The 16,241-nt window shown below is 65.6% G+C and carries 16 protein-coding genes; 7 read left to right on the top strand and 9 right to left on the bottom strand.

Annotated elements, in window-relative coordinates:
* On the bottom strand, nucleotides 1-240 hold a 240-nt coding region (locus tag H4W30_RS43515; protein WP_192747953.1), incomplete at its 3' end, for a helix-turn-helix domain-containing protein.
* 538 nt (nucleotides 241-778) lie between these two features.
* On the bottom strand, nucleotides 779-934 hold the full coding sequence (locus H4W30_RS43510) for a hypothetical protein (protein ID WP_192742360.1): 156 nt from the start codon (nucleotides 932-934) through the stop codon (nucleotides 779-781).
* Between the two features lie 272 nt (nucleotides 935-1,206).
* On the opposite strand from H4W30_RS43510, the gene H4W30_RS43505 reads away from it, so the two are divergent.
* On the top strand, nucleotides 1,207-2,226 hold the full coding sequence (locus H4W30_RS43505) for a hypothetical protein (protein WP_192742359.1): 1,020 nt from the start codon (nucleotides 1,207-1,209) through the stop codon (nucleotides 2,224-2,226).
* Nucleotides 2,227-2,237: 11 nt separating this feature from the next.
* Here the strand turns inward: H4W30_RS43505 and H4W30_RS43500 are convergent, their stop codons facing one another.
* Entirely contained in the window at nucleotides 2,238-3,107 is an 870-nt protein-coding gene (locus H4W30_RS43500) for a 1-aminocyclopropane-1-carboxylate deaminase/D-cysteine desulfhydrase (RefSeq protein WP_192742358.1), read from the bottom strand.
* Nucleotides 3,108-3,814: 707 nt separating this feature from the next.
* Between H4W30_RS43500 and H4W30_RS43495 the strand changes: the two genes are divergently transcribed.
* The 4 genes from H4W30_RS43495 (at nucleotide 3,815) to H4W30_RS43480 (ending at nucleotide 8,174) form a co-directional block, all read left to right on the top strand.
* A complete protein-coding gene (locus H4W30_RS43495) occupies nucleotides 3,815-5,059 on the top strand; it encodes a hypothetical protein (protein WP_192747952.1) in 1,245 nt (414 codons plus the stop codon).
* Nucleotides 5,049-6,482, top strand: coding sequence for a type IV secretory system conjugative DNA transfer family protein (locus tag H4W30_RS43490; protein WP_192742356.1), 1,434 nt, complete (start codon nucleotides 5,049-5,051; stop codon nucleotides 6,480-6,482). The genes H4W30_RS43495 and H4W30_RS43490 overlap by 11 nt, the downstream gene beginning before the upstream one ends.
* Before the next feature lie 151 nt (nucleotides 6,483-6,633).
* Nucleotides 6,634-7,494, top strand: coding sequence for a replication-relaxation family protein (locus H4W30_RS43485; protein WP_192742355.1), 861 nt, complete (start codon nucleotides 6,634-6,636; stop codon nucleotides 7,492-7,494).
* Nucleotides 7,491-8,174: a hypothetical protein gene (locus H4W30_RS43480; protein WP_192742354.1), complete on the top strand. Its 684-nt coding sequence runs from the start codon at nucleotides 7,491-7,493 to the stop codon at nucleotides 8,172-8,174. Before H4W30_RS43485 ends, H4W30_RS43480 begins: the two co-directional genes overlap by 4 nt.
* 141 nt (nucleotides 8,175-8,315) lie before the next feature.
* On the opposite strand, the gene H4W30_RS43475 is transcribed toward H4W30_RS43480, so the two are convergent.
* From H4W30_RS43475 to H4W30_RS43455, 5 genes are all read right to left on the bottom strand, one after another.
* The gene (locus H4W30_RS43475; protein ID WP_318780563.1) at nucleotides 8,316-9,830 is read right to left on the bottom strand and encodes a recombinase family protein; all 1,515 of its coding nucleotides are present in this window, start codon (nucleotides 9,828-9,830) and stop codon (nucleotides 8,316-8,318) included.
* 110 nt (nucleotides 9,831-9,940) lie between these two features.
* On the bottom strand, nucleotides 9,941-10,756 hold the full coding sequence (locus tag H4W30_RS43470; protein WP_192747951.1) for a carbohydrate ABC transporter permease: 816 nt from the start codon (nucleotides 10,754-10,756) through the stop codon (nucleotides 9,941-9,943).
* The gene (locus H4W30_RS43465; RefSeq protein WP_125691351.1) at nucleotides 10,753-11,688 is read right to left on the bottom strand and encodes a carbohydrate ABC transporter permease; all 936 of its coding nucleotides are present in this window, start codon (nucleotides 11,686-11,688) and stop codon (nucleotides 10,753-10,755) included. Before H4W30_RS43465 ends, H4W30_RS43470 begins: the two co-directional genes overlap by 4 nt.
* Nucleotides 11,688-13,028, bottom strand: a complete 1,341-nt coding sequence (locus H4W30_RS43460; RefSeq protein WP_192747950.1) for an ABC transporter substrate-binding protein — start codon at nucleotides 13,026-13,028, stop codon at nucleotides 11,688-11,690. Before H4W30_RS43460 ends, H4W30_RS43465 begins: the two co-directional genes overlap by 1 nt.
* A complete protein-coding gene (locus H4W30_RS43455; RefSeq protein ID WP_192747949.1) occupies nucleotides 13,021-14,025 on the bottom strand; it encodes a zinc-dependent alcohol dehydrogenase family protein in 1,005 nt (334 codons plus the stop codon). The genes H4W30_RS43460 and H4W30_RS43455 overlap by 8 nt, the downstream gene beginning before the upstream one ends.
* Nucleotides 14,026-14,154: 129 nt before the next feature.
* On the opposite strand from H4W30_RS43455, the gene H4W30_RS43450 reads away from it, so the two are divergent.
* Complete coding sequence (locus H4W30_RS43450) at nucleotides 14,155-15,135, top strand: sugar-binding transcriptional regulator (protein WP_192747948.1); 981 nt, start codon at nucleotides 14,155-14,157, stop codon at nucleotides 15,133-15,135.
* Nucleotides 15,136-15,202: 67 nt separating this feature from the next.
* Here the strand turns inward: H4W30_RS43450 and H4W30_RS43445 are convergent, their stop codons facing one another.
* The gene (locus tag H4W30_RS43445; protein WP_192747947.1) at nucleotides 15,203-15,562 is read right to left on the bottom strand and encodes a winged helix-turn-helix transcriptional regulator; all 360 of its coding nucleotides are present in this window, start codon (nucleotides 15,560-15,562) and stop codon (nucleotides 15,203-15,205) included.
* Here H4W30_RS43445 and H4W30_RS43440 point away from each other — a divergent pair.
* A complete protein-coding gene (locus tag H4W30_RS43440; protein ID WP_378234223.1) occupies nucleotides 15,501-16,229 on the top strand; it encodes an NADPH-dependent F420 reductase in 729 nt (242 codons plus the stop codon). The two genes, H4W30_RS43445 and H4W30_RS43440, sit on opposite strands and share 62 nt — an antisense overlap.
* Nucleotides 16,230-16,241: the final 12 nt, after the last annotated feature.

Here is a 16,241-nt window from a genome sequence, read left to right as displayed (position 1 = left end):
AAGGACTCGGAACGTGTAGCCGAGTACTCGCGCGTACATTTGAAGTTCAGTGATGTTGCTTGCGTAGGCCGGGCTGTTCTCCCACCGCCAGACAGTTGACGGATGCACGTTCAGCTTGTTTCCCACGTCAAGCAGGGACCAGCCCCGAGACTTGCGAATCCGGCCAAGTTGAGACTGAACCCGGATCACTTCGTGCATGGCTTCCGCATCGTCGTTCGCATCGTCCACACCGGCCACCACGTCGCACACCCTCATATTCTGTCCTGTTCTGTTTCTATTTGTGGGTTACCGACGAGAGGTCGAGAGGGATGATCTACCGTCCAGAGTCATGGCCTGACCTCGGCAGTCTTGTGCTTGTCACTGTCGATCGCTGCCAAGGCCGGGAAGCAGCGGCAGCCGACTGAACATTGGCCAGCTATCCAGCGAATACACTTCGAACGCGTGTCGCGCATGGCCCGAGAATGTACGTGCAAGGCACGATTAGAAATCTTTGTCATCTTCAGGCCAATCATTAGTGCAAAGAGTCAGCCTCTTGTTGCATTCGTGCGCGAATGCAAGTGCATTTAAGGCCAAGCTGATCGCGAATTCTCTGGCTGCTTGCGCTTCATGTCGCCGCGCTCCCGCCGTGAAAGTAACTTGCGTCAGGCCATCCGACAGCATCAGTCCTGGTAATGCCCGCCGGTAACGCGGGAGGCACTGTGACCACGTCAGGCCGTCCACTGCGACCTCAAAACGGTCGCCCGGAGGCTCGTGGGTTGCCGCCTGACCCCCGAGTGCTTCAGCACTGCTCACGGCGCCGTCCCGCTTCCCACTCGCGAAGCATCCGAGCAGCGTCCGCCCAATCCTCGGGGGTCATGTCCGCGATCGTCGTGGCGTGCTTGCGGTTCGCGATGTCTATCTCGCCACCTACCCGATGGCCTCGATTGTCGAACATGAAGCACAGCGGCCCGTCGGTCGCAGAACTCGCCTGAGTCATCCTGTCCGCCCTCCTAAAGAGTTATCGGTCGAGCCGTACTTGCGTCTACGAAACAGCAGGTCAGCGCGACAAGACACCCCGTAGTACCGTGATCTTGTGGGACACTATGTCCCTGTTCAACCGGTACGTCTTGCAAGGGTGGACGTGGTACTACGGTCCATGTTCACAGGCGAGAGGAGACAGCCGTAATGCCATCAGCTCTGCGAAGTCTGCGACAAGAGCAGCGAGAAGTGGTCGCCGCTCAACGTGCCGACCACAAAACGTGGGTCGAAATCGCCGCCATATTTTGTAGCCGCTATGGCGTTAACCTTAGGGCTGCGATGCGCATGGTTCACGATTGGAGTCAACGCGATGCGGCCGATCAATGGAACGCCCGCTGGCCAGCAGACCCAAAGACTTTCAAGAATTTTTCATACTGGGAGCTGTGGCCTGGCTCAACCGGTCATGCGCCATCCCTTGATGTTCTAGGGCGCCTCGCGGAACTTTATGAATGCAGTATATCCGACCTGCTCGGCGATTGTGCAAACTTCCGCTCAAATGACTCAGCTTACAAAAGCAATGCAAATGGACTAGTTCGCATTCCAAGGATTCCAAAGAAAGATGTTCCATCGCTCGACAACGATGAAGCGCAAGACCTCGGAGAGCTAATATCAACCTTGGAGCTGACCGACGTGAATGAATTGGCGCGCCTTGCTGCTGAATGGTCTAACACGCTCGGCGAATCATCTAATCGGCGGGCATTATTACTGAAGCTGAGCGCCGGTCTATCCCTTGCCGCCGCTTCGCCCGCCCTGGCGGACGACGTAAAACCGGCCGATTCTTCGCTGGAATTATCTTCGCAAAGGGAAGGAATGACGGGAATTTGGCGTAGCCGGTATACATATCCCAGCAGTGGTCGTGGCAAGGATTTCGTGGGCGAACACTTTATTGTTATCCGCCAGCAGGGAAACAAGCTAGTAGGCCAGAGTCTTCCGCATTCCACTGGTTCTAGTCTTCGAATTGAACTTGTAGTTGACGACTCCGTGGCAACCGGAAGTTGGCGAGAAACTACATCACCGCATGGCTACTACAAAGGAGCAACTTATCACGGCACCTTGCAACTATTTGTCGACCCGAGTGCGCAACGCATGAACGGCATGTGGCTTGGGTTCGGCCGGGAGTTTGTCATCAATAGCGGTCAGTGGTCGCTCAGCCTGGAAAGCTCTTCTATTGGGAAGAACGCTCAGCGGGAATATCGCAACAGAAAGTAGCTTTATGGCAACTAGGATATCAGGGCCACTATCGACGCTCCGGCTTTGAAGTGGTTGCGGTCGATTAGATCCATCAATCCGTACATCATCTTCGCCTCGTAAACCCAGTCTAATTTAAGACCAAGACGCGACTCGAAGTCGGCAATGAAAAGCCCTAATGTCTGATCCACTTTGGCGTACCCACCAAAGTGGTATCCCAGCTCGATTGACCAGCCGTCGCTACTGTACCCGAATGCCTGCTCTTGAAGTTCGCGAACGTTGTCTACCAGGAATCCTGCGCCTTTAAGTACCGCAAACCCTATGGCTTGCTGATCTCTGCGCAATGCGCTAGCGATGCCAGCTAGAGTGCCGCCCGTGCCACATGCACAGCAAATAACGTCGAAATCGACCGCAATTTCTTCAATCAACTCCGCACAACCAGGTAGAGCGAGAGCGTTACTCCCGCCTTCTGGTATTAGATAGAATCGCCCAAACTCGGCATTCAGGCGCCCAATTACATCCGATTCATCTTTGTGCCTATAGGTCTCGCGGTCCATGTACGTCAGCGCCATTCCGCAATCGACGGCGTACTCTAGCGAGGAATTGAGCGGATTGTGTTCCTCGCCCCTTATGACACCAACGGTACTAAATCCAAAGTGTTTGCCCGCCGCCGCCACCGCTCGAACATGATTCGAGTAGGCGCCGCCGAAGGTCAAAAGTTTAGAGTGGCCATCCTTCGTTGCCCTATCCAGATTGTATTTCAACTTGCGCCATTTGTTGCCTGGAAACTCCGCATGAATAAGGTCATCGCGCTTGAGGTGAAGGCGAACGCCTTTGGCGTCCAAACGGCCGTCGTGGACCTCGATAAGGGGCGACGGTAGCCGCAAGTTCAAGCCGGTCATAAAGACACATGCTATGGGACTCTTGCCGTCATGCCACGGTGCAGATGACCTGACGATCCGACCCGTGAGCCGGTTGCACGCCCCAGCGACGGCCGTAACGCACAGTGACAAGAATCATCGTCATGATCACTCGAATGATCTATTGCGCATCAGATTTGATCATGGGAATACTGGAGGGTCCTAGGTTGCGTCGGCGAGTTGCCCGCGAGAGGACTGGAAGGAGCGTAGCAGGGTGACCGGGCTAGCGCGACCGGGCGTCACTTTGGTTGATCGGCCGGAATAGCTCCGGAGTAGAGATCCCAGTGGCGCGCAGCGTCCGATCTTGTCCACGTGCACGGCGGTACCCGCGCATATATCGGGGTTCCCGTTGCCGGATGGTTCCCTCCACGCTGCTGAACATGTCCCGCCGAACGGCGTTCTGCTGACCGATGTCCACGTCTGATGTGCGTGTGTTCCGGTCATCTTCTGCCGTGGTCGGCTGATCCCCTTTTGTGCCAAGCGAAACAGCTATCCCGCTGTTGTCGGCTTGCTGTACCCGCGCACTGTCGTGCGCTGGTTCGGCGTCGATACGGGCGGGGTTGCATCGTGCTGCGCCGCATTCTGCATGGCTGCAACGCGATGCCCTAAGAGGAGTTGATGCAGCATGTTCAAGACAGAACAGCAGTGGGGACGCGTTTGCGCTGGCGGACCCGTGTACGGGGTCGCCATTGGCGCGGTTGGTGTGTGATCCCTCCGGCGAGTTCAACGCGTTCATGGCGTGGGTGTCCTACACCCTGTGGGCGTGGATCACGGTCTGGTGGCCGCTGCTCGTGGTGGGCGCCGTGCTGGCGTTGGTGGCGGGTGCGGTACTTGCCCAGGTGGTGCGGTTGCGCCGTGAGCGGGAGATGGCGGGAGCGCGGTTTTACGAGATCACTCCGCCGCATCGTCTGCCCGCTGACGGGGCGGTGCCGTTGTGGCGGCTGATGGCTTCGACGCTGGCCGGGGTGTCGGCACGAGCGCGGGTCGCGATGGTGTTGTGGGCCGATGATCCGGATGGCCGGGTTCGCGCGGGGATGTGGGTTCCGGGTGGTGGCCCGGCGCGGTCGGTGGCACGTGCGGTGGAGCACGCGTGGCCCGGTTGCGGGCTGGTCCCGACCGTGGCACCCCGGTTGCCTGCGGGCGTGCTCGGTGCGACGGAACTGGTGCCGAGTGAGGGGCCGTGGGCACCGTTGGTCGATCACCTGCATCGCCCTGAACGCGGTGTGGTGGCAGTCGAGGACGAACCGTTGCGCGCCGTGCTGGAGGGGATTTCCGACCACGCGGTGGCGGGTCGTTTCGCGTCGGTTCAGGTCGTGATTTCCCCATCCCGCGGAAGTCGCCGGCGTGGCCGCGGGACGGGTCGCCGGCGGGGTCTGACCAACCTGATCGGCGCCGCTCTGCTCGCGGTCCCGCGCGGCGTGGTCGGCGCGGTGGAACTCATGTTGTCGTCGGCTTCGTCGCACGATTCTCGACGTGACACGCGGTCGTCCGCGCGGCGTGAGGATGACCCGGTGACCGTGGCGCGTCGGCGGGCGCGGGAGGCCAAGCAGAAGGCCGGGCCGCATCTGCGGACGACGGTCCGGTTGGTCGTCGCAGGCGAGGGCAACCCGCGCACGATGCGGCGCGCGTCCGGTGGGCTGGCCGCCGTGTTGGCGGCGTTGGCGACTGATGAACACGACACCGCGCGGCTTCGGGTGTGGCGTCCGGCGGGCAAGGTGGCGCGGTACGCGCACGGGCGCGGTTTCGTCGCGAGCGTGCGTGAGCTGGCGTCGGTGTGGCACCTGCCGCACCAGCCCGGTAGCCATGGCTTGCCCCACCCGGAGGCGCCGTTGCGGAAGGCCGACCGTGCCTTGCCTCGGCTCGACGGTGACCGCTACCGCCGCCCCGGACGGCGCGGGTTCGACGGGTTCGGCGGTGGTCGCAATGCGGCCTGACACCACCCTCCACAGTGACGGCGGGAACGGTCGGCGCGGGCTCATCGTGTCGCGATGGGACGACCCGCGCCGCCAGTCACCGAAGCTGCTCGGTGCGACCACCACCGGGGTGTCAGAACTGGTCGGCGTGAGCGTTGCCGACGCCCGGCATCACCTTCACGTGCAAGGCGTGACCGGGGTGGGCAAGTCCACCTGGCTCGCCCATCACGTCCTCGGTGAAGCCGAAGCCGGACGCGGTGTGGTGCTGCTCGATCCGCAAGGCGACCTCGCCTCGAACGTGATCGACCGGCTGCCCGCCGACTGCGGGGATCGGCTGGTGATCCTCGACCCGGACGAACGCGACGCCCCCGCCGCGTTCAACGTCCTCGACGCCACCGACCCCACGCAACGGGAACTGGTCGCGGACGGGGTGGTGTCGGTGTTCCGACGTCTCTACGCCGCGTCGTGGGGACCGCGCATGGATGACCTGATGCGCGCCGCGTGCCTGACGCTGATCCGGCGTGAGGGTTCGACGCTGGCCGATATCCCGCCGCTGCTGCATCACGCGCCGTTCCGGCGCGCGGTGCTGGCGGAGGTCGGCGAACCGGACGGGCTGGAAGGGTTCTGGACGGCGTTCGATGAGGCCACCCCGGCACAGCGTGCCCAGTTGTGCGCGCCCGTCGTGTCACGGCTTCGCGGGGTGCTGACGCGACGGTTCGCCCGAACCCTGCTCGGCGCTGCACGGTCGAGTTTCACGCTGGCCGATGTGCTCGACGGCGGCATCCTGATAGCCCGTCTGCCGAAAGGGAACATCGGTGAGGACGCGTCGCGGTTGGTGGGGTCGCTGCTGATCGCCGGACTGTGGCAGGAGATCACCCGCCGTGCCGTCCGGTCGCCCGAGCGGCGGCCGGACGCGACGGTCGTGGTGGACGAGTGTCACAACTTCCTGCACCTCCCGATCGGCGTGGAAGACGCCTTGGCTGAGGCACGGGGATACCGGGTGTCACTGGTGCTGGCACACCAGCACCAAGCACAGTTACTGCCGGATGTGCGGGAAGGGATCGACGCCAACGCCCGCACCAAGGTGTACTTCACCGTGTCGCCGGACGACGCCCGCCGCCTGGTGCGGCACGTCGCCCCCGATATCGACGAACACGGCCTGCGGCGGCGCCCCGCGTTCCAGATCGTGGCCCGCGCCGTGGCGGGTGGCCGGGACACCCCGGCGTGCACGTTGGACACGCTCCCGATGCCGCCCGCCCCGCCCGGCCGTGGCGAGCTGGTGCGGCGTGCGGCGCGGGCTCGGACCGGGCTGTCACACCGGCTGCGGGACGGCAGCGCTTCGGCTCGCAGGCTCGACACCACGCCCGCCGCCAGCGGCGCGGCGCAAGCCCTGCGGCAGCACTGGAACAGCGATCACGACAACGCTTTCGGCGACAGCAACTGAGCAGGCAACTCGGTGGGCAATTCGGTGGGCCTCTTATGAGTTGCCTGCCGAGTTGCCGCCCGAGGCGCCTTAAACCCCTGCGCACGTCCACTGTGGAGGACCCATGCCCGCGCCCCTACTTCCTAGGAACACCAACCCCCAACCCCCAAGGGTGCAACTACAGCCCGCCAGTACCGGTGAGGCGCTGGCCCGCTCACGCGGGCTCACCGACCGGGATCTGTACCTGATCGGCTACCTCGATCGGCACCGTGTGCTGACCGCACTTCAGATCACCCGATTGCTGTTCGGCTCGCCGCACCACGCCCGTCACCGGCTGGCCGCGCTGTATCACCGTGGCGTGCTCGCGCGGTTCCGGCGCGAAGTCTGGCCCGGCTCCCAGTCGTGGCGCTACACCCTCGGGCACGTCGGCGCGGCGGTGCACGCTGCCGCGACCGACGCGCCGCTACCGAAACCGTCGGCGGTCACGGAGAAGGTTCTCCGGCTGGCGCACTCGCCACACACCGAACACCTGCTCGGCGTGAACGAGTTCTTCACTGTCCTCGCCGGACACGCCCGCACCCGCCCCGGATGCGCCTTGCGGAAGTGGACGCCCGAAGCCGTCACCGCTGACGCGTGCGGCGGCATCGTCCGCCCGGACGGCTACGGCGAATACAGCGACCCGCACGGAACCATCGGGTTCTTCTACGAACACGACACCGGAACCGAAACCCTCGACACCCTCACCGACAAGATCACCAAATACGCCGAACTCGCCCGTTCCGGAATCCGTCGTCCTGTCCTGTTCGGACTTCCCAGCATTGCGCGCGAACGCAACCTTCACGACGCGTGGGCGCGCCGCTGGCCGACCGGGCCACCGGTCACCGTGGCCACCACCGCAACCGGCGATACGGCGGTCGCGACGGACGCGGTATGGCTGCCCGCAGGACACCAGCAACGCCGGACCTTGACCCAGCTCGCACCCCGGCGCGCCACGTCCGCACGCCGTCACACACCGCGCCGGGAGGCGGCATGAACCAGCACACCCACAACCACGAGAGCACGACCAGCACAGGCGGGTTGTCGGCGGCGCGGCTGGCCGCGATTGCCGACGCGCTGACCGTGCCGGACGGCGGGTTCACCGTCGATCCCGCGACCGGTGACGCCGCCCGCACCGGCTACGCCGTCGCCGTGCACCCCGAGTACGAACACATCTGCGACGGCCATGTCACCGCCGAAGATCTCGCCGACTACCTCATCCGCACCCGGCACGTCCTCGCGCTGCCGGGGCGGGTGTTCGGCGGATGGTGCGACCCCGGCACACGGCGGGTGTACCTCGACGTGTCCGCCGTCGTCGCCACACTGCACGCCGCGCTGGAACTCGGCCGCGACGCCGGGCAACGCGCCGTGTTCGACCTCGACGCCGCCACGTCGATACCCGTACCTCCCGCACCGTTGCCCGTCGTAGGAAAGGAGCCGCCAGTCGACCCCACACCTCCGATTCCCGCACCACGCGCCGAGAGGACACCGCCGCCATGCCCACCCGGCAATCACGCCCGCACCGCCACCTCAAGACCACCCAGCAAGCCACCCGCAGGAGGGAAACCTACGCCGAAGAACAGGCCCGGCTCGACGCCGAAGCGGTTGACCGGTGGGCCGCGAAAGTCGCCGACCTCCCGCCGCTCACCGAAGAACGGATCACCTCACTCGCGGTGATCCTGAACCGCATCGACAAACGCCGCCGCGCCGCCAACACTGAGAGGAACGACGAAGGCCGCCGCGCGGCCTGACACACCGACGACCCGAGGACACACCCGCCCCGTTTCCGGGGTGGTGTGGCCTCGGGTCGTTGCTCTATCAGGCCGCGTGCTGGCCGCGCGTACGGCGCTTGGGCTTGCGCGGGTCGATTCGCACCCGCTTCGGGTCGAACTGCCGTTTCCCGTTCTTGGCGGCAGGGTCCAGATAGAGGGTGTCGCCGCTGAGTGCGTCGGTAAGCATCGCGCGGCGTTCATCGAACTCGGCCGCGTCCCACTGCGCCGCCGCGTCCTCACGGCTCATCGCCTCGGTAGGACCGTCCGGGTTCCCGCCGGTCAGTTCGTCCCGCTCCGCTTCCAACCGCGCGCGTGTGGCCATCAGCGGTTCATTGGCCGCGTCATAGGCGTCCTCGGTCATCTTCCCCGCGCCGAGTTTCGCCGCGATCGACTTCAACAAGCGCTCACACTCACCGAGTTCCATGTGGATCTCGGCCAACCGTTCCGAGACACGCGCACGCGCGGCCCGGATCGCCGCCGCGTGCTTGGCGTCCGACAACCGCGAAATCACCAGCCCGCGCAATTCACGATCCACCCGCCGCATATCGGCGCCGACCTTGCCGCACCCGCCCGAACTCTTCGAGCACCCGTACTGCCGTCGCCGCTCACCATCTGGGTAGTTCCCCGAATGCGGGCGCCCGCTCACACCTCGCCCACATAACGGGCAGCGCAAGATCCCCGACCCCACGTAGACCCCGCTCGGATGCTGGCCCTGCGTCCGCCCCGCACACAACGCGCGCAGCTTGGTGAACGTCTCCGGTTTCACGATCGGCTCACCCGGCATCGTGCCCACCACCACGCCGTCATGCTCGATCAGACCAGCATTGATCGGCCTGAGCAGTACCTCCCCGACCTGGCGCGGCAGCCACCTCTTACCCGTGATCGTGAGCAGTCCCGCCGCGTTCCACTCATCCGCGATCGTGGATTGGAACACCCCCGCCAACACCGCATCCGTGGCGTCCCTCAACGCCCTGCGTTCGCGTTCCACCAACTCCGCCGGAACCGGCTTACGGGTGTCCTTCCCGTCCTCGTCAAGCCACTGTTCACGCGGCACCGTCCGGTCCAGACCGGGGAACCCGAACCGGCGCCCCTGGTGATGCGGGATACCGCGCTTGCGCAGCACCTCGAACCGCCGTGAGATCCGCTGAGACGCCTCATCGGAGTTGCGCTGATTGTGCGCGACCTCCTGCCGTAGCTGGTACCGGTCGTTGTAGTCGGTGAGGTCGTAGCGGCCGTGTGAGGACGCCACCGTGTACGAGTCATAGCCCGTGCCCTCGATCAGCTTGAACAGGTCCTCAAGATCCTGCGACTGCCGCCAACCCCTGTCGGTGTTCCACAACACCACCCCATCCGACGCCCGCGCCGCGACCCGTTTCATGATCCGTTCCCAGCCCGGACGATGCACCTTCGGGTTCCAGGCAGACAGCTTCGGGTCCGAGATCTCCTCACCCAGCACGCCGCCCAACCGGTCGATCACATCCCGGTTGTCGGCGTGCTGGGTCTCGCACTTCTCCAGCTTCCCAGCCTGATTCCGCGACAGGCGCGCATACGAGTCCAACACCGGCTGACGCCCGCCCTGACCTGCACTAACCTGATGACTGAATCCCATGTGATCCACAGTAGGTACATAAGACAGGTTCAGCTAGAACCGTCCTTACCACTCATGAGGCACTACTTGACCGCGCCCATCGACAGGCCCCGCACCAGGTGGTTCTGCGCGATCCAGCCGACGATCATCACCGGCAGCGACGCGAGCAGCGCGGCCGCGGACAGCTGCGCCCAGTACAGGCCCTCGCTGGTGATGAACCCGACCAGGAACACCGGCACCGTCCCGGCCCGCGCGGCGGTGAGGTTGACCGAGTAGAAGAATTCGGTCCACGAGAAGATCACGCAGATCAGCGCGGTCGCGGCCACCCCGGGCGCGACCACCGGCATGATGATCTTCCGCAGCAGGATCGGCAGCGTCGCCCCGTCGATCCGGCCCGCCTCGATCATCTCGTGCGGCACCTCCAGGAAGAACGACCGCATCATCCAGATCGCCAGCGGCAGGTTCATCGAGGTGTACAGGATGATCAGCGCCCATACGTTGTCCAGCAGCTGCGTGTTCTGCGAGATCACGTAGAGCGGGATGATCGCCGCCACGATCGGCAGCATCTTCGTCGACAGGAAGAAGCCGAGCGCGTTGCTCGTCCCCTTCACCGGCGCCAGCGAAAGCGCGTACGCCGCCGGGATTCCCAGCAGCAGCACGAAAATGGTCGACACGACGGTCACGAACGCCGAGTTCGACAGGTACGGCAGGAAGCCGCGTTCGAGCACGCCCGCGAACTGGTCGAGCGTCGGGGTGAAGAACAGCCGCGGCGGGTCGGTGTAGGCGTCGGCCTCCTGTTTGAAGGCCGTGAGGATCATCCACAGCAGCGGGAACACGAACAGGATCGCGATCACCCAGGTCGCGACCGTCAGCGCGCCGGGGCCGAAACGGCTTTTCATTTCGCGCCTCCCTGTACCGAGAACGTGCGGAACATCAGCCGCAGCGCGAAGGTCGCGACGATCATCGTCAGGATCACGACGATCACGCCCATCGCGGACGACTGCCCGATGTCGAAACCCTGGAACGCCCGTTGGTAGATGTAGAACGGCAGGTTCGTGCTGGCCGTCCCCGGGCCGCCTTGCGTCATCAGGAAGATCGCGTCGAAGCTGTTCACGATGTAGATCGCGCCCAGCAGCGTCGCCAGCTGCAGGAACCGGCTCAGATGCGGCAGCGTGATCGCGGTGAACGTCCGCCAGCGGCCGGCACCGTCGACCGACGCGGCCTCCAGCACGTCCTTCGGCTGGCTCTGCAACCCGGCCAGGATCAGCAGCATCATGAACGGCGTCCACTGCCAGACGACCTGGGCCATCACGGCGGCCAGCGGGAACTCCGAAAGCCAGTCGACGTCGGTGCCGAACACGAAGTGCAGCAACCCGTAGGTCGGGTCGAACATCGTCGTCTTCCACAGCAGCGCGCCCGCCGCGGGCAGGATCAGGAACGGCGTGATCAGCAGGGTGCGGACCACCCCGCGCCCGACGAACTTGCGGTCCAGCAGGATCGCCAGCCCCAGGCCGAGCAGCAGCGAGAAGAACACGCACACGACCGTCAGCACCACGGTGTTCAGCAGCGCGCCGAGGAACGTCGAGTCGGCGAAGACGTCGATGTAGTTCCGCAACCCGACGAAATGCCGCGAGCCCGGGCGCACCAGGTTCCACGACTGGAACGAGTAGAACACCGTCAGCACGAAGGGCAGCTGTGTCACGGCGACGACGAACAGCAGCGCGGGCAGCAACGGCAGCCGTCGTTTGAACGGCGTATCGGTGCCGCGCTTCGGAGCCGCCTTCTTCGCGTGGGCGGGCTCCGGGCGGGCAGGAGCGGAGATCGTGGCCATCACTGCACCTCCTGATACGACTTGCCGACGGTCTGCGCGTACTCCTGCGACTGTTCGAGTGCTTCGTCCACGGTGATCTGCCCCGCGATCGCCGCCGAAAGCTGCTGGCTCACGCGGGTGCCGAGATCCTGGAACTCGGGGATGCCGACGAACTGGATTCCCGGGTAGGGCACCGGATTCACCATCGCCTTGCGCTGGTCGGCGTCCGCGATCCCGTCCAGCGTCGGCTGCGCGTAGGCCTTGGCGGCCTCACGGTATTCAGGGATGTCGTAGGTCGATTTCCGCACACCCGGCGGAACACGGTTCCAGTCGCCGAACTCCTTGGCGACCCGTTGCACGTACGCCTTGTCGGTCATCCAGGACATGAACTTGAAGGCGATGTCCTTGTGCTTCGCGACCTTCGGGATCGCCAGCGCCCAGGTGTAGAGCCAGCCGCTGGACTGCGTCTTCTCCACCGGCGCCGGGGCGTAGCCGGACTTGCCGACGACCTTGCTGGCCGAGGGGTCCTCGTTCGTGCCCGCCATGACCGTTGCGTCGTACCACATCGCGGCCTGGCCCTGGGTGTACCGCGTTCCGCATTCGGAGAAGCCCGCGCTCGACGCGCCGACCTCGCCGTGGTTCCGCACGAGGTTCACGTAGAACTCGGCGGCGGCCTTGAACTCGGGGCTGGTCAGCTTCGCGTTCCAGTCCTTGTCGAACCACTGCGCGCCGAAGGTGTTGGCGACCGTGGTGAACGGCGCGAGACTCTCGCCCCAGCCGGGCTTGCCGCGCAGGCAGATCCCGGCGATGCCTTTCGCCTTGTCGTCGAGTTTCGCGGCGTACTCGGCGATCTGCGTCCACGTCGGCTTGGCGGGCATGGTGATCCCGGCCTGTTCGAACAGATCCTTCCGGTAGGCCAGGAACGACGACTCGCCGTAGAACGGCACCGCGTAGAGCGATCCGTTGTGCGACAAGGATTCCTTGATACTCGGGATGAAGTCGTCCGCGTCGTAGGCGGGGTTCGCCGCGATATGCGGGCCGAGGTTCTCGAGCCAGCCGTTCGCGGCCCACTGCGGCGCCTCGTAGTTGCTGATCATGACGACGTCGAACTCGCCGCCTTCGGTGGCCGTCGACGCGGTGATCTTCGCGCGCGCCTGGTTCTCGGGCAGCGACACGAATTTGAGGCTGACGCCGGGATTCGCCTTCTCGAACTCGCCGGAAAGCTCGATGGCGTCCTTCATCTGCGGGTTCGCGACGATCGCGACGACGAGCGTCCGGTCACCGGTCCCGAGCGCGCCCGCACCGGCACATCCGGTGAGGGTCAGCAAGAGGACCGAGAGCAGAGCGGCTGCTTTACGCACCTTCGCCTCCCGGTATTACCTGCACCTTCAGGCCGGCGCCGCTGCGCATGAGGGCGAGAGCGTCGGGGTACTGCTCCAGCGGCAGGGTGTCGGTGAGCAGCGCGGCGGTGTCGACGGCGCCGTCGGCGACCAGGTCGAGCGCGGCACCGAAGCTGTTCATGACGGCCATCGAGCCGACGACGGTGATCTCGTCGTTGTAGATCCGGAACGGCGAAAGCGCGACACGTGCTTCGGCGGGCGCGACGCCGAAGACCAGCAGGCGGCCTCCGCGCTGAAGCGAGTCGAAAGCGGCTTCGATGGCGGGAGCGGCACCGGTGCAGTCCGCGGCGGCGTCGAACTTCTCGTCGTCCAGGTCTTTCACGTCGCCCGCGACCGCGGTCGCGCCGAGGTCCATCGCCCGGCCGAGCCGCGAGGTGTTGCGGTCGACCACCGTGACGTGGGCGCCCGCGCGCTGCAGCAACTGCTGCATGATCAGCCCCATCGTGCCCGCCCCGACGACGAGGAACCGCTCCCCCGCCTCGACGCCGATCCGGCGCACGCCGTGGACCGCGCAGGAAACCGGCTCGACGAGGGCACCCTGTTCCCAGGTCATCGTGTCCGGCATGCGGTAGCAGTTCGCCGAAGGGACGGCGACGTACTCGGCGAAGGCACCGTTCACGGTGTCGCCGGTCGCGTTCCAGTTCTCGCAGAGGTTGCCGCGCCCGGACCGGCAAGGCTTGCAGTAGCCGCAGAACAGCGACGGATCGACGGCCACCCGGTCACCGATCTTCCAGCCGCCCGGCACGTCCGCGCCGAGTTCGACGATCTCGCCGGCGAACTCGTGGCCGGGGACGATCGGATAGGGCGTCGGCGGGAAATGCCCGTCGGCGATGTGGAGGTCGGTCCCGCAGATCCCGCAGGCACCCACCTTGACGACGACCTGGCGATCCCCCGGTTTGGGATCGGGTACCTCGCCGACCCTGATCTCCCCGGGCTTGTCCACGATCGCGGCACGCATGCCAGCTCCTCTTCTCTCCGCTCAAATGAGCGGGCCGGGCCTATGCTTCGGACTGCATGTCCAGGCATGGTGAACTTTTCCCTGTTGTTACGTCAACCTTTCGGGTTGATTTCGCGTTATAGTGCTCATATGAGCGCGAGGAAGCAGGGCCCTGGGCTGGTGGAGTCGCTTCGCCTGGCCGCGGTGGCCCGGCGGTTCTACGAGCAGGGCGCGTCGAAGCTCGAGATCGCCGACGAGTTCGGGATCAGCCGGTTCAAGGTCGCGCGAATGCTGGACACGGCCAGGGAAAGCGGCATCGTCCGGGTCGAGTTCCGGCTGCCGGCGCCGGTCGATCTCGTGCTGTCCGAGGAGATCCGCGCGGCGTACCGGCTCGACCGGGTCCTCGTGCTCGAACGAGCGCCGGAGCCGGAATCCCGCGAAGTGGCGCGGCGCAAGATCGGTACGCTCGCCGCCCGCCTCCTGACCGAGATCGTCACTCCCGGCGACGTCCTGGGCCTGTCGTGGGCACGTTCGGTGAACGCGATGACCGACGCGATCGAGTCACTGCCGAAATGCCCGATCGTGCAACTGTGCGGGGTGCAGGCGGGGATGGACATGCGCGACCGGTCGGTGGAGACGGTCAGCCGCGTCGCGTCAGTGTCCGGCGGCGAGCCGTACCCGATCTTCGGCCCGCTCGTCCTCCCCGACCGCCGCACCACCGAAACGCTGCGCAGGCAGCCCGGCATCGCGGAGACGTTCGGACAGTTCAAGAACCTGACCAAGGCCGTCGTCAGCATCGGCGCGTGGAAACCCGAAGAGTCGACGGTCTACGACGCGCTCGACGAGGCCGAGCGGAGCGCGATCGCGAAACGCGGCGCCACGGCCGAGGTCTCCGCGCGCCTGTTCGACGCCGACGGAAACCCGATGTCCACCGGGCTCGCCCACCACGTGCTGGCGATCAGCGCCGAGGACCTGCTCGCCGTCCCCGAAGTGATCGCGCTGGGCTACACGGAACCGAAGGCCGAAGCGATCGACGCCGTCCTGCGCTCAGGCATGGTCTCGACGCTGATCACCGACGCCGCCGCGGCCGTCCCGCTGCTCAAGCTGGCCGAGGCGCGCCCGCTCGCCTAGCCGATCACACGAGTTACGCCCCCAATCACGCGAGTTGCGCCTCCAATCACGCGAGATCGCCGCTCAATCACGCGAGATCGCGTAACCGGCCCGCCTCGTCCTGCGCCGCCATCACCTCGTCGCCGTGCCGGAACGCCCACTCCCCGAAGGCCTCGATAGGCCCCAGCAACGTAGTGCCGAGATCCGTCAGCGAGTACTCGACCTTCGCCGTCCGCCCGCAGTCGCGCCGGTGGACGAGCCCGTTGAACTCCAGCCGCCGGACGGTCTCGGTGAGCACCTTCGTGCTGATCCCGCCGAGCCGTCGCCGCAGTTCGGCCGGGCGCAGCGGTCCATCGCGCAAAGCCCACAGCACGACCGGGTTCCACGTGTTCGCCATCAGGTCGAAGGCCAGCCGGGCACGGCAATCGGCGAGGAAGACGTCGTTCATCGGACCTCCGGTAACCATTCGGTACCCGCGCGGCTTTCTACCGTCGTGCTGTCCACTCGATCTTAGGGAGCAGCACATGCGTATCGGTATCTTCGGTGCGGGCGGGATGGCGGAGGCGCTCGGCGGCCAGTGGGCCAGGGCCGGGCACGACGTGATGGTCGCCGCCCGCGACCGGGCCAAGGCCGCCAGGATCTCCCCGCGGGTGGGGACTTGGGAGGAGACCGCCCGCGCCAGCGACGTGATCCTGCTCGCCCTTCCCGCCGCGTCGGTGACGGAAGTCCTTGCCGCAGCGGGGAATCTCGCCGGGAAGGTGCTGATCGACTGCACCAACGCGGTCGGCCCGGGCGCCACGCTCACGGTCCCCGATCAGGCCGCGCGGATCGCCGCGGCCGCACCGGATGCGCACGTGGTCAAGGCGTTCAACCTGTGCCACGTGGACGTCTGGCGGATGACTCCGCCGGTGTTCGGCGGCCGTCCGCTGGCGGTGCCGATCTGCGGCGACAAGGTCGGCGAAGTGAGCGAACTGGTCCGCGACATCGGATGCGTTCCGCTGGTCGCGGGCGGGCTCGACCGGGCCCCGCTCATGGAAGCGACGATGGCGTTCATGGTCGGCCTCTGGTTCGACGGCCACGACGCCCAGTCCTGCTTCCCTCCCCTTCCGGTGTGATTTCAGGGTCGT

Origin of the sequence: Amycolatopsis roodepoortensis, assembly GCF_014873915.1 — a bacterium.
Lineage (GTDB): Bacteria > Actinomycetota > Actinomycetes > Mycobacteriales > Pseudonocardiaceae > Amycolatopsis > Amycolatopsis roodepoortensis.
Note: the sequence above shows the minus strand (reverse complement) of the source record. Positions and strands in the feature narration are given on the sequence as shown.

What these genes read in the sequence shown, in the direction of transcription:
- H4W30_RS43510 (WP_192742360.1), bottom strand. Translation starts at nt 934, where the DNA reads ATGTTCGACAATCGAGGCCATCGGGTAGGTGGCGAGATAGACATCGCG.
- H4W30_RS43500 (WP_192742358.1), bottom strand. Translation starts at nt 3,107, where the DNA reads ATGACCGGCTTGAACTTGCGGCTACCGTCGCCCCTTATCGAGGTCCAC.
- H4W30_RS43490 (WP_192742356.1), top strand. Translation starts at nt 5,049, where the DNA reads ATGCGGCCTGACACCACCCTCCACAGTGACGGCGGGAACGGTCGGCGC.
- H4W30_RS43480 (WP_192742354.1), top strand. Translation starts at nt 7,491, where the DNA reads ATGAACCAGCACACCCACAACCACGAGAGCACGACCAGCACAGGCGGG.
- H4W30_RS43470 (WP_192747951.1), bottom strand. Translation starts at nt 10,756, where the DNA reads ATGAAAAGCCGTTTCGGCCCCGGCGCGCTGACGGTCGCGACCTGGGTG.
- H4W30_RS43465 (WP_125691351.1), bottom strand. Translation starts at nt 11,688, where the DNA reads ATGGCCACGATCTCCGCTCCTGCCCGCCCGGAGCCCGCCCACGCGAAG.
- H4W30_RS43455 (WP_192747949.1), bottom strand. Translation starts at nt 14,025, where the DNA reads ATGCGTGCCGCGATCGTGGACAAGCCCGGGGAGATCAGGGTCGGCGAG.
- H4W30_RS43450 (WP_192747948.1), top strand. Translation starts at nt 14,155, where the DNA reads ATGAGCGCGAGGAAGCAGGGCCCTGGGCTGGTGGAGTCGCTTCGCCTG.
- H4W30_RS43445 (WP_192747947.1), bottom strand. Translation starts at nt 15,562, where the DNA reads ATGAACGACGTCTTCCTCGCCGATTGCCGTGCCCGGCTGGCCTTCGAC.